The 12,319-nt window shown below is 70.0% G+C and carries 10 protein-coding genes; 4 read left to right on the plus strand and 6 right to left on the minus strand.

What is annotated here, in order from left to right:
* The first annotated feature begins 52 nt into the window (after positions 1-52).
* From ACN27A_RS28055 to ACN27A_RS28065, 3 genes are all read left to right on the plus strand, one after another.
* Positions 53-2,428: a hypothetical protein gene (locus ACN27A_RS28055; RefSeq protein WP_421457569.1), complete on the plus strand. Its 2,376-nt coding sequence runs from the start codon at positions 53-55 to the stop codon at positions 2,426-2,428.
* Between the two features lie 156 nt (positions 2,429-2,584).
* Positions 2,585-4,585: a tachylectin-related carbohydrate-binding protein gene (locus ACN27A_RS28060; RefSeq protein WP_421457570.1), complete on the plus strand. Its 2,001-nt coding sequence runs from the start codon at positions 2,585-2,587 to the stop codon at positions 4,583-4,585.
* A gap of 300 nt (positions 4,586-4,885) precedes the next feature.
* A complete protein-coding gene (locus ACN27A_RS28065; RefSeq protein WP_421457572.1) occupies positions 4,886-5,851 on the plus strand; it encodes a transcriptional regulator protein in 966 nt (321 codons plus the stop codon).
* On the opposite strand, the gene ACN27A_RS28070 is transcribed toward ACN27A_RS28065, so the two are convergent.
* On the minus strand, positions 5,812-6,168 hold the full coding sequence (locus tag ACN27A_RS28070; RefSeq protein WP_421458759.1) for a hypothetical protein: 357 nt from the start codon (positions 6,166-6,168) through the stop codon (positions 5,812-5,814). The genes ACN27A_RS28065 and ACN27A_RS28070 overlap by 40 nt on opposite strands.
* Here ACN27A_RS28070 and ACN27A_RS28075 point away from each other — a divergent pair.
* Entirely contained in the window at positions 6,133-6,441 is a 309-nt protein-coding gene (locus tag ACN27A_RS28075) for a YcaO-like family protein (protein WP_421458634.1), read from the plus strand. The two genes, ACN27A_RS28070 and ACN27A_RS28075, sit on opposite strands and share 36 nt — an antisense overlap.
* A 27-nt stretch (positions 6,442-6,468) precedes the next feature.
* On the opposite strand, the gene ACN27A_RS28080 is transcribed toward ACN27A_RS28075, so the two are convergent.
* The 5 genes from ACN27A_RS28080 to ACN27A_RS28100 form a co-directional block, all read right to left on the minus strand.
* Complete coding sequence (locus ACN27A_RS28080) at positions 6,469-8,253, minus strand: ABC transporter ATP-binding protein (protein WP_421457574.1); 1,785 nt, start codon at positions 8,251-8,253, stop codon at positions 6,469-6,471.
* Positions 8,246-10,141: an ABC transporter ATP-binding protein gene (locus ACN27A_RS28085; RefSeq protein ID WP_421458636.1), complete on the minus strand. Its 1,896-nt coding sequence runs from the start codon at positions 10,139-10,141 to the stop codon at positions 8,246-8,248. Before ACN27A_RS28085 ends, ACN27A_RS28080 begins: the two co-directional genes overlap by 8 nt.
* Before the next feature lie 194 nt (positions 10,142-10,335).
* Entirely contained in the window at positions 10,336-11,277 is a 942-nt protein-coding gene (locus tag ACN27A_RS28090) for a glycosyltransferase family 2 protein (RefSeq protein ID WP_421457576.1), read from the minus strand.
* A gap of 116 nt (positions 11,278-11,393) precedes the next feature.
* Positions 11,394-11,930, minus strand: a complete 537-nt coding sequence (locus tag ACN27A_RS28095) for a hypothetical protein (RefSeq protein ID WP_421457578.1) — start codon at positions 11,928-11,930, stop codon at positions 11,394-11,396.
* Complete coding sequence (locus tag ACN27A_RS28100; RefSeq protein ID WP_421457579.1) at positions 11,920-12,306, minus strand: carboxymuconolactone decarboxylase family protein; 387 nt, start codon at positions 12,304-12,306, stop codon at positions 11,920-11,922. The genes ACN27A_RS28095 and ACN27A_RS28100 overlap by 11 nt, the downstream gene beginning before the upstream one ends.
* Positions 12,307-12,319: the final 13 nt, after the last annotated feature.

The following is a 12,319-nucleotide window of genomic DNA, read 5'->3' on the forward strand; positions in this document are numbered from 1 at the left end:
CCTCGACACCCACACACATCCACAGGCGAACAACGACGACAAGGGAAGTGACGTGTTGACCGAAGGCACGTACAGACGGCGGCCGGCCCGGCTGCTGACCGTGTTGGTGCTGCTGGTGGCGGCGTTGGGCGTGGCCGTCTCGCGGCCGTCGCCCGCCGCCGCGGACGCGGCCGGGTTGGGCGGCGACTACGTGCCGCTGCCCAGCGGAGTCGCGTTGCTGGACACCCGTTCCGGGGTCGGCGGGCGCACCGGCGTCGTCGGGGCCGGCGGCGTGGTGTCGTTCCCGGTGCTGGGCGTCGGTGGCGTTCCCTCCGCCGGGGTGAGCGCGGTGCTGATCCGGCTGGTGACGACGGACGGCACCGCCACCACCTACCTGCGGGCCTACCCGGACGGCACCACGCCGAACGGGGTCTCGATGCTCAACACCTCCCCGAAGGAGCAGATCTCCAACACCGCGGTCGTCCGGCCGGGCAGCAACGGCCGGATAGCCGTCCGGCAGGACTCCGGCAGCTCGCACGTCATCGTCACCGCGCAGGGCTACTTCCGCTCCACGGTCGGGGGCGGCGGCGGGTTCGTGCCGGTCGTGCCGAACAAGTTGGTCGACACCCGGGACGGCACGGGAACGACCAAGGCGAAGGTCCCCGCGCAGGGCTCCCGCACGGTGACCCTGACCGGCGGCGCGATCCCGGCGACCGCGACCGCCGTGCTGGCCAACGTGATCGCCGTCAACGTGACCGCGCCGGGTTGGTTCGGCGTGATGCCGGCCGGCGGCGGCGCGCCGTCGCACTCGGCGGTGAGCTTCGAGGAGACCGGGCACCAGGGGCACCTCGTCTCGGTGCCGCTCTCCTCGGCCGGGCAGGCCACCTTCTTCAACAAGAGCGGGGCCGCCGTCGACCTGGTCGTCGCGCCGTACGGCTACGTCAGCGGCGAGGCCGGTCAGGGAGCCGGTTTCCGCCACCTGGCGGCCACCCGGCTGTACGACGGCTCCGTCGCGGCGGGCGGGGTGGTCGACGTGCAGGTGACCGGCAAGCTCGGGATGCCCACCCGGGGCGTCGCCGGCGTGGTCCTCAACGTGACCGCCGTCGCCCCAGGCGCCGCCGGCAGCGTCCAGGTGTGGCCGACGGGCGGTGCCGTGCCGTCCACCTACCAGGTGCACATGCGCAAGACCCATACCGTGGGCGCCCTGGCCGTCGTCCAGCCCGGCACCGACGGCGCGATCCGGCTGAGGCACACGCTGCCCACGTCCACCCGCCTCATCGTGGACATCCAGGGATACTTCGCCGATCCGGTCCCGCCGGCGGAGGTGGAGTCGTACGCGGCGTCGGTGGGTGCGCAGGCCGGCCCGGTGGCGGGCGCGTCGCTGGGGATGGTCGAGTACGCGTACACCGACAACATCGGCCGGGTGCTGATCGGGCACCAGACCGACGTGGACAACTTCGGTTCGGTGCAGTGGACCGTGGTGTCGGGCAACGAGGCGTTCTCGGGCCGGCCGTCGCTGGGCGTGCTGGGTGACGGCCGGGTGCAGGTGGCGGCCCGTTACTCGGATTCGGACGTGTGGGCGAAGACGCAGACGGCGGTGGGTGCGGCGACGTGGGGCGCCTGGGCGGACTTCGGCGGCTCGATGGCCGGGGCTCCGGCCGTGACCCGGCTGCCGTCCGGGACGATGGCCGTGTTCGCGGTGGACGCCGACGGGAAACTGTGGGTCCACCAGCAGACGGGCACGATCCCGGCTTGGCGGCCCCTGGCCGACCAGGACTTCACCGGCACCCCGGTCGTCGCGCCGACCCGCACCGGCGTGCGGTTGTTCCTGCGTACGGCGTCGGGCGCGGTGGCGACGACGGAGTTCGTCGAGGGCGTCCTGTCGGCGTGGACGAACCTCGGTGGCACCGGCACCGGCGCCCCGGCCGTGGTGACGTATCCCGGCTACCGGATGCGGGTGTTCGTGCGGACGGTCGACGGGACGATCGCGACGAAGTACCAGGACGCGGCGGGGACGTTCCCGGCAGCGTGGACGTCGCTGGGGTCGTACGTGTCGGCGGGCGCGCCGGCGGCGGTGCTGGATCCGGTGCTGGGTCGTACGGCGGTGGTCACCCGCAGCCCGTCGGGTCAGGTGATGCTGTCCTGGGAGACGACGCAGGCCTCGGGTGAGTTCAGCGGGTGGTCCCCGGCGATCCCGGACCTGTTCGAGGCCACGGCGACGGATCCGACGATCGTGCCGGTGACCAACAGCGCGGGGCAGACGTGGCTGATCCTGTTCCGCAACGCCAACAACGCCAGCCGCATCTACGAACGGCAACCGGTCGCCGGCCTCGCCAGCGCGGCCGGCCGTAACTCGACCACGGCGACGGACGAGGCCGGAGAGGCCGCCGTCCCGGCGGTCGCGCGCGGCGTCTTCGCCGCGCACACCCTTCCCGCCCCACCGGCCTGAGCACCACGGGTGGGCGCGGCAGGGTTGCGCGCCCACCCGACACCGGTACACCAGCACCTCACCTCCCGATATTGATCAGCTGGCCGTCCACCGGCACGCCGCTCCTGAAGGGAACCGGCGGCGACCGGGGACGCCAGCTCGATGGAAAGGCATGTCATGAATCGGTCACGATGGCGCGGCGGGCTGGCCGCCGCGCAGGTCGCGGCGCTGGCCGCGGCGCTGCTGGCGGTGGTCCAGCCGACGCCCGCGCACGCCGCCGACACGGTGAGCTGCGTCGCCCAGACGTCGTTCTTCGGCGCGGACACCGGCGGCAGGCTCTGGCGTTACCCGGTCAACTCACCCGGCAGCACGAGCCTGAGCTTCGCGAGCCGCAGCCAGATCGGCAACGGCTGGCAGACCTACGGCCGGGTCATCGGTGGCCCGGACGGGCGGGTCTACGGCATCAACGCGAGCGGGCTGTACCGCTACCGCTGGACGAGCAGCGGGTGGGAGAAGATCAACGGCAGCGAAGGCCAGCGGATCAGCACCGGCTTCACCCAGTTCGCGAGCGCCAGCGCCCGGAACAAGATTACTGTCGACGAGCGGGGCGACTTCTACGCCGTCGACGGGCTGGGCAGGCTGCGCACCTACCGCTACGACGAGGCGGCCGGCGCGTGGGCCTTCTCGGACCGCCTGCTCGACACCGGGTGGGGCCGGTACAACCTCATCGTCGCCGCCGGCCAGGGCGTGCTGTTCGCCCGGGACGCCACCGACGGCCGGCTCTACCGCTACCGGTACGACGCGGACAGCCAGCGGTGGATCGACTACCACCAGTCGCTCGGCACGGGCTGGAACGTGTTCACCAAGGGCGTCGTCTCGGCCGGCGGGGACACCCTGTTCGGCATCGAGGCCGGCGGGCTCATGGCGCAGTACCGCTTCCGCGAGGACAACAACACCTGGGTGGTCCTGCGCCGGACCATCAGCACCTCCGGCTGGCAGAGCTTCAGCAACGTCGCGGCCATCACCAACGCCTGCACGTTGACCGCCTCGCACGTCCCGGCCCGGCCGGCGGTGCCGGTGGCCCAGTACGCCGCGGCGAGCGTGACGCAGGCCAGCTCCAACAGCATCGAGCTCGCGCACACCGACAACATCGGCCGGCTGCTGCACGGCCGGATGAGCCCGGACAACTTCAGCTCGCTGCAACTGACCGCGGTCTCCGGCAGCGAGGGCTTCAGCGGCGTGCCGGCGGTGTCGGAGAACACCCAGAACCTGGTCCGGGTCACTGCTCGCAACATCAACAGCGATGTCTGGACCCGTACCCAGTCGGCCGCCGGCAGCCCCGGCTGGGGTGGCTGGGCCGACCTGGGCGGCCGGATGGCCACCAGCCCCGCCGTGGCACGCCTCTCCGACCAGCGTGAAGTCGTGTTCGCGGTGGACGCGGGCGGCGCCCTGTGGGCCCGGCGGCAGGACCCGGCGCACGCGGACCTGCTGGCCTGGCGCAAGCTCGGTGGCACCGGCCTGACCGGCACCCCGGTGGCGGTCCCCCTGGCCAACGCGAGCGCCCTGGTTGTCGTCGCGGACAGCGCCGGCACCTTGCAGGCGGCCGTGTACACGGGAGGCACGCTGGGGGCGTGGACCAGCCTCGGCGGCAGCGGCTTCACCGGCACCCCGGCCGTGGTGGTGATGCCCGGCTACCGGCTGCGGATCTTCTCGCGGAACTCCGCCGGCCGGATCGCGGCCACGGAACGCCGTGTCGACGGCACCTTCACCGGAACGTGGACGCAGGTCGGCGGCTCCGGCGTCGCCCCGGCGGGTGCGCCGAGCGCGCTGCTGAGCCCGGTCACCGGCCGGATCGGGGTCTACGTGCGCGGCACCGACGGCTACATCCACTACGCCGCCGAGACGGCGCAGGGCAGCGGCACGTGGGGCGCCTGGATCCCGGCGCAGGACACGTTCGAGACCTACGCCACCGACCCGACCGCGTTCAGCTTCGTCAACGCCAACGGGGCGAACGTGGCCTACCTCGCCCGTACCCCCGCCGGCTCGCTGCGGTTGTACACCGTCCAGGAGCCGACCTCGTGGATCGCCGGCGCGGCCCGTGCCCGTACGACCAGCGCAGCGACCGAGCGTCCGGTCTTCCACCGGCACGTGCTTCCCCCACCGCCTCCCGTCGACTGACCGGAGGCTGGACCTGGAAGGGGCCCGTGGGCTGACCGCCCCCGGGCCCCTTCCCGTTGCCCGGGTGCGGGCGGGTGGGTCACGCGGTGCCGGTCGTCGGCCGAGCCTGCGAGCGGCTTGTACGCAGCGTGTACGGCGGTTGTACCCACCGGTCTCCGGAGCGCGCTAGCTTCTAGCTGCCCACCCGACCGACGGGGTTGTCCGGGTCGCGGCTTCCTGATGGGAAAAAGGCAGATGTGTCCTGTACCGGCGGCGAGGACCGACGTCGCACTTCCGCAGGCCGCTTCGGCGGCGGATCATGTGGCGGATGCGCTCGAGCGCATCCGTGGCAAGGTCGAACAGGTGGACGTCGCCCTGCTGCGGGACGGGCTCTCACCCCGGCTCGACGGCATCGATGGCTCTCATGTGCGACACCTGGCCGGGCTGGCGGACGAGCTGCCGCCACTGGTCGTGCACCGGTCGACGATGCGGGTGGTGGACGGGCTGCACCGGCTGGCCGCGGCGCGCACGCGTGGCCAGCGGCAGGTGCCCGTGGTGTACTTCGACGGGACCCCCGAGGAGGCGTTCGTCCTCGCGGTGCGGCTCAACGCGGCCCACGGCAAGGCACTGCGCGGGAAGGACCGGGCGGCGGCGGTACGGCGCATCCTGCACACGTATCCCGACTGGTCGGACCGCTGGATCGCCTCCGTGTGCGGGGTCGCGCCGCGTACGGTCGCGAAGGTGCGACAGGATTCGACCGACCTCGGTCAGCGGCTCGGGACCCGGATCGGCCGCGACGGCAGGCGCCACCCGCTCTCCGCCGAGGCGGGCCGCCGGACGGCCGAGGAGATCATGCGCGAGGAACCGTCCACCAGCCTGCGCGAGGTGGCCCGCCGCGCCGGCGTGTCCGTCGGCACCGCCCTGGACGTACGGCGGCGGATGTTGGGCGGTGAGCCCGAGCTGGTCAGCCACACCGCTGGCGCGGCGCGGCCCGTGGCGGCACAGCGGGTCGCGGCGGACGCCGGCCAGCTCAGCGTGCGCAGGATTCGGGCCCAGTTGGAGTGGCTGGTCCAGGAGCCGGCGCTGCGCTACACGGACCAGGGCCGGGCGCTGCTCCGACTGGTGTCGGCCACGCTGGCGTTCCTCGAGCAGCCCGGCTCGATGGAGGGCGTGGCACCCGTGCACTGCCGGCATTCGTTGGACGCGGTCGCCCGTGCCTGTGCCAGCGGCTGGCTCGACTTCGCCGATCAGTTCGGCGACGAGAAGACGCCGTCCCGAGTGGGTTGACCGCTTTCGGACAAGCGGTCGTCCACCGGCAGGGGGCGCCCACCGTCGTCGGCGAGCCGGTCACCGCCAGCCGGACGCTGGCGTGCGCTTTCGGCTGTGCCGCGCGCTCGCGCGACGAGATCTTCACGGCTGGCCAGGTAGGCGTTGGAGTCGCTGGTGCCGATGCTGTCGCGCAGGAAGGAGAACAGCACCCACTCGGCCGGGGCGAGCAGAGCGCAGACGTTCAACCGGGCGGGGGTGTGCTGGAACTCGTCCAGGCCGGCTGCGGGCAGCGGTACGCCGTGGACGGAGGGCGTCGCCGGTCGAGGGCTGTTCACGGGCGCAGGCTGGCGACCAGGCGCGCCTGCACCGGCCGACTGAGCAGGGCGATGGTCCCGGCAGCGCCGAGGGCACCGAGGGTGTTGGGCAACGGCCACTGCAGCCGGCTGCACGTCTTCGACATCACCATTCCGGAGAAGATCCCCGCCCTGTGGCTGATGCTCGTCGACGGGGAGGGGCGGCCGGGCCAGCCCAAGGCGTTCTGCGATGCCGGCGCCCACCTCGATCCCGAGCGGGCGCTGTGGGCGGGGCTCGTCGAGCTGGCCCGGTGACACCTGTGAAGCCTTGACGATCAGCGATCAGCGATAGGCGGCCGCCTGCAGACTGAAGAACTCGGCGTACATCCCGTTGAGCGCCAGAAGCTCGTCGTGGCTGCCGGACTCTGCGATCCGCCCGTCCGACACGACCAGGATCAAGTCAGCCATCCGGACGGTCGAGAACCGGTGTGACACGAAGACCGTGACGCCGCCGGTACGGATCCCCACGTCACGCGCCGCGTCGGAGTACCGGTCGAACAAGGCATGCTCGGTCAGCGGGTCCAAGGCGGCGGCGGGCTCGTCGAGCAACAGCAGCAGCGGATCGTCGCGCATCATCGACCGGCTCAACGCGATGCGCTGCCACTGCCCGCCCGACAGTTCAACGCCGTTGTCGTAGGACTTGCCCAGGTAGGTCTCCAGGCCGATCGGCAGCCGGTCGATCACCTCCTGCGCGTCTGCTCGCCGGACCGCCCGCTCCACCACGCCTGGTTCGTCGAATCGAGGCAGGTCACCGAGGCCGACGCTGCTTCTGGCCCGCAGCTCCAGCCGGACGTAGTCCTGGAAGCTGGCGGAGATCCGTCGGCGCCATCCCAGCGGGTCGAGCCGCCGCAGGTCGGCGCCATCTATGGTGATCTCGCCTGCGGTCGGCCGGTAGAACTGGCAGAGCAGCTTGACCAGGGTGGACTTGCCGGCACCGTTGTCGCCGACGATGGCCACGATCGTGCCGGAAGGGATGCGCAGGTTGAGGCCTTGCAGCACGTCGGTATCGGTGCCCGGGTAGCGGAACGCGACGTCACGCAGCTCGATGCCGTCGGTGAGGACGGCGGGCGGTGTCTGGTCAGCCGGCGGGCCGGGTTCCGGCGGCGTGGCGTCGCGGATCCAGCTCAACCAGCCGAAGGCGCGGGCGTTGCGTTGCAGCGCCTGGGCGAGCGCGACGGCGCCGGCAGCTTGCGCGTTGGTCTGCACGGCCAGCGTGATGGCGAGGACGACGTCGCCGACGGTGCGCTCGCCGCTGATAGCGGCGCGGACGACCAGGACGATGGAGCCGATGTACCCGAGCGCGAAGATCAGCTGACCGGTGAACCGCAGGGCCGCGCCGGCACATTCAGCCCGGCGCAAGCGGCTGTCCACCTCGCGGCGGACCATCCCGTGGCGGCGGCGGAGCTCTCCGCCGAGCCCGAAGAGCCGAATCTCCTTGGCAGCGATCGAGCTGAGGGCCAGATCGAACAGGTGCCAGCTCATGCGGGTCGACTCGGCGGTCGCGAGTTCGGCACGTTCCAGCCGCTTCTCGGCCAGCCGCCCGGCGATCAGCGGGGGGACACCGAAGACCGGCAGCAGGAGCAGCCACGGCTCGATGCGGGCGAGCAGCACAGCGGTCAGGGTGATCTGGGTGAGTAGCACCCCGATCGTCAGGACGGTCTGCACGCTCTGACTCAGCGTCCACGACTGCTGTCGGAGCAGCTCGAAGCGATCTGCGGCGTCCCGCCGTTCGTGCAGCGCCAGCCCGACCGGCCCGTGCGCCAGGTCGCCGAGCTGACGCTCGGTATCCTGCTTGTGCAGATCACCGAGCTCGAAGAAGAAGATGTGGGCGAAGTGCTCCATCGTCAAGCTGAGCAGGACACTCACGGCGGCGGCCGCCGCTGTCCAGACCGCGACATCGGTCCGCCGGTCGAGGGCCGCGTCGACTGCCACACCCAGAAAGAGCGCCAGCAGGGGGCCACTCACGGCGCCGAGCATCATCAACAGGGCGGCGGTGATCAGCCTTCCCGGGTCGAGTCGCCACGCCGAGGCCAGCGTCGCGCCGACACTGCGCGGAATTCTATTCACTGCCTTCTCCCTCTTCCTCGGTGAACCGCGCAGCCTGAAGCCGAAACAGCTCCGCGTAGCGACCGTCGAGGGCGAGCAGTTCTTGGTGGGTGCCTTCCTCGACGACGCGACCGTGTTCCAGCACGACGATCCGGTCGGCACGGCGCACCGTGGAGAACCGGTGCGAGATGACCACGCTGGTGACTCCCCGGGTCAGGTCGAGGAACCGCTCGAAGAACGCCACCTCCGACCGCACGTCCAGGTTGGCGGTCGGCTCGTCGAGGACGAGAATGCTGGCGCCACCCTCGACGGCGACGAGAGCGCGGGCGATCGCGATCCGCTGCCACTGCCCGCCGGACAGCTCGGTGCCGCCGGCGTATCGCCGCGACAGTGGAGTCTCCAGGCCGCGGGGGAGATGACTGACGAAATCCGCCGCGCCGGCCTTCTCCAGGGCAGCCCGGACCACCTTGTCGGCGCGCTCCGTCTCTGTGAGCATCTCGATCGCGCCGAAGGCGACGTTGTCGCGCACTGGCAACTCGAAGTGGGTGAAGTCCTGGAAGATCGCCGCAACCCGGCGCTGCCACGCCGTGGCCGGGAAGGTCCGGATGTCGACGCCGTCAGCGGTGATCACCCCGGCCGTCGGCTCGTAGAGCCGGGCCAACAGTTTCACGAGGGTGGTCTTGCCTGCGCCGTTGAGGCCGACGATCGCCAGCGACCGGCCGGCCTCGATGGTGAGGTCAAGGTCGTTCAGCACCGGTGGCCCGCCCGGGTAGGCGAAGGACACCTTGTCGAATCTCAGCACCGTCCTGGGCAGTCCAGCCGGATCACCCCTGCCGCTCTCGGTGGCGCGGGCGTCGGCTTCGCTCATCCTCTCGATCCGCTCCACCGACCGGTAGGCATTGAGGCCCTGCTCGGTCGCCACATCGGACTCGGCGATGAACCCGCCGATCCTCATGGCGGCCAGGGACGCCTGGAATACGAGTATCAACCCGCCCAAGCCGAGCAGTCCGGCTGCCGTTGCCTGAGCCGCTTCCGTCAGCACCGCGCCCAGCAGCACGAAGGCGGCAAGAACATAGAGAATGTACGGGCCGTAGAACAGCCGACGCCGGGCCCGCCAGACCGGGAGCACGGCGTCCATGGCGGCCGACGTGTACTCCTGCTGCAACCAAGGTAGAAGGCCGAAGACCCGCAACTCCTTCGCCGCCGCGGGCTGGAGCAGCATGGTGCGGAGATATTCGCTGCGGCGCCGCAGCCGGGCGGTGCTCCGGAAGACCTCCGTGAACACCGACAGGCCGAGGCGGTAGCCGAAGCGGATCGTCAGGGCCGCGACGAGCAGAGCTGGCCCGGCCCACCACACGAAGGCGACCGACGTGAGCCCAGCGGCGAGCACGGTCTGTAGGTACCGCGAGATCAGCGCGATCTGACCGGCGCCCGCGGCACCCGGCGACCACATTTCGGTCCGCAGCCGGTCCTTGGCGTCGGCGACGTGATCGAGCAGCTCTGGATCCTCCATGACGGCCACGCCGCCGCTCGCTTGGGAGGCCGCCATCAACCGGTCACGGACGAGGTCGTCGAGGCGACGGCGGATCAGGTTGCCGAGCAGTTCCTGTACCGGCAGCAGCAGCTGCACTCCGAAGAACGCGGCCGCCGCGAGGATCAAGTTGGTCCGAAGATCGCTCCAGGCCACCGACCCGAGCCCGCCGGCTACCGCGTCCGGCACTCGGGCGACCACGGCTGAGGTGGCGAGGATGAACGCGACCGGCAGGATCCCTGCGGCGATCTGGACCATCACGGCGGACGAAACCAGCGGCCAACCGGCGTTGGGCACCAGGTGCAGGATGCTCATGCGCCCGTCAAGGCGCGACCTGTGGCCGTGAACGAATTCCGCCCACACTGACCTTTCGTGCATCGTCACCACCAGGCGCCTCCCGTGCGGCTGTGAACCCTATCGGCGCATGGCAGGAGCCCTGCACGTGACGTGCCGACCGAGGCCGGCAACATCGACGACTTCGGTCGGGGTATGCGACTTCATCAATCTAGTGACGTAGGGAGGTGTAGGCGAGGACGTTCACCGAAGCGTGTCGGAACCGTCCCCAGCTCTGCCTACGCGACAGGAGCAGGAAAGTCGTCCTCAACCTGGACACGTGACCCAGGAAAGGTTGCGGGGGTCGACCTTGCGCACATCTCGAACTGCTCGTAGAGGTCGGTCCAGTTGGCACCGACCGCAGGGTTGAAGATCGGCGCAAGCATGGCCTGCAGGATCACCTCGGGAGCTTCCTTGTGCAGCGCAGTGAACAGGATCAAGTTCTTCAGCCACCCCTCGTAGGCAGGTTTGTTGGGGCTCAGGGGCGGCCCTTGATGGTAGGCGAAGCTTTCTTCGTCGAAGACGATCTGCGTGCCGGAGCGCCCCAGCCTGTACCCCAACTCGGAATCCTCCAGGCCCCATCCCCGAAATCCCTCGTTGAACCCACCGACGCGCTTGTAGTCGACGCTCGGAACAGAGACGTTGCAGGTGAAGAACAGATGCCACGACGTCTTCAGGTCGCCACCGAGATGGCTCAGGCGATCCAGCAGGTCCAGCCTGATGTCGCTCTTGATCAAGCCGCCAAGGAATTCCTCGGCGCCGTCCTTGATGAAGCGATCGTCGAACGCGTCCGGAGCCCGCAGGTATTTTCTGAAGCCGATGACGGCCTTCTTCTCGGGCATGACTCGGTAGTGGCGAAGATGTCGATCGACGAAGGTGGGCGGAACCAGTTGATCGCCATCGACAAAAATCAGGATGTCGCCGGTCGCCTCTGCCGCACCGCGATTTCTTGCGGCACTTCTCGACGACGTCGCGGAACGAGGCAGATGCAGGTAGCGGAACCGGGAGTCGGCCATCAGGTGACGCTGCACCGTCTCTGCTGTCGGGTCGGTCGATCCATCATCGACGACGAGCACTTCGAGGGAATCGGAGGCGGCCAGCCTCTGTGCACGGAACGTGCGAAGGCATCTGTCCAGCAGCGCGGACGAGTTGAATGTCGGCACAATGACTGATGCCTTCATCGGCGGTCTCCATTCCGAATCAGAAGCCGGAATTCCCGACGTGGGAAGCCGAGCAACAAGTTGCCAGAAGTTCGATGTCGGCCCGACACTCGAAGATCGACGCCGCTGCTGTCGGTCTAATCTACGGTTCCGCCGCGGTCAGGTGACCCGGTCGCGCCGTCCCCTGGAACGTGACGGGATTCCGCGCGCCAGGTGCATCCGTCGCCTGACTGTTCGCACGACACCGTGACGTCCGATTCGACGTAGCGGGCGGCGATGGCGGTGTTGAGTTCCTGACAGTACGGACATGGTGATGCGAAAGTCAGTTTGACGCCGGCGCTGGCGGCCTGTCTGCGGTACCGCAGGATCCCACACTCGGCGTTGCGCAGGACGGTGCCAGAGGGCTGGGGCTCGCTGGTCACTGCCGAGTCGTAGAGCAGCAGTTGGCGCTGCAGCCGGGTCATGAAGTGGACGGTGGCAGACTCTCCGGCGGGCCGCTGCGATTGCAGGAGGTCCGCAGTGATGCGCGAGTTCGCCTGGATCCACGCGGACACGCCCTCATCGCCGTGCACGCCGAGGATGAACTCTTCGGCGGCCGCCTGGGCCTCGAAGAACCGCTGGCGCCAGAGATCGACCTTGACGGCGGGGTCGAGGGGAGCGGGGTCACTGGTCATTGTCGGTGTCCTTGCCAGCGTCGAGCTCGGCGAACACCTCTTGGGCGATGCGCAGCCCGTTGTTGGCGACCGGCCAGCCCCCGTAGTAGGCGAGCTGGATGATGATTTCGACGATCTTCTCCCGTGGCATCCCGAGGTGCAGGGCGGCACCGATGTGGCCGCGCAGCTCCCAGTCGGTCCGGGCCAGGGTGACCGCGGTCAGCGCGATCAACTCGCGCTCCTCGACGCTCAGGTGCGGGCGGGTCCAGATCTCACCGAACAAGTGATCGATGGTGAGCCGGAGGAAGTCAGGATAGGAGCCTGGGCGGGGTTCACGGCCGAAGACGTGCTTGAACATGGCCTCACCCCGCTCATGTCGGGCAAGCGACTGGTCCATCGATCACTCCTTC

Source organism: Micromonospora sp. WMMD737 (assembly GCF_049179055.1).
GTDB lineage: Bacteria > Actinomycetota > Actinomycetes > Mycobacteriales > Micromonosporaceae > Micromonospora > Micromonospora reichwaldensis.

Bases quoted from the DNA above. Each gene is read 5' to 3' on its own strand.
- ACN27A_RS28060 (WP_421457570.1), top strand. From the start codon at position 2,585: ATGAATCGGTCACGATGGCGCGGCGGGCTGGCCGCCGCGCAGGTCGCG.
- ACN27A_RS28085 (WP_421458636.1), bottom strand. From the start codon at position 10,141: ATGCACGAAAGGTCAGTGTGGGCGGAATTCGTTCACGGCCACAGGTCG.
- ACN27A_RS28090 (WP_421457576.1), bottom strand. From the start codon at position 11,277: ATGAAGGCATCAGTCATTGTGCCGACATTCAACTCGTCCGCGCTGCTG.
- ACN27A_RS28095 (WP_421457578.1), bottom strand. From the start codon at position 11,930: ATGACCAGTGACCCCGCTCCCCTCGACCCCGCCGTCAAGGTCGATCTC.
- ACN27A_RS28100 (WP_421457579.1), bottom strand. From the start codon at position 12,306: ATGGACCAGTCGCTTGCCCGACATGAGCGGGGTGAGGCCATGTTCAAG.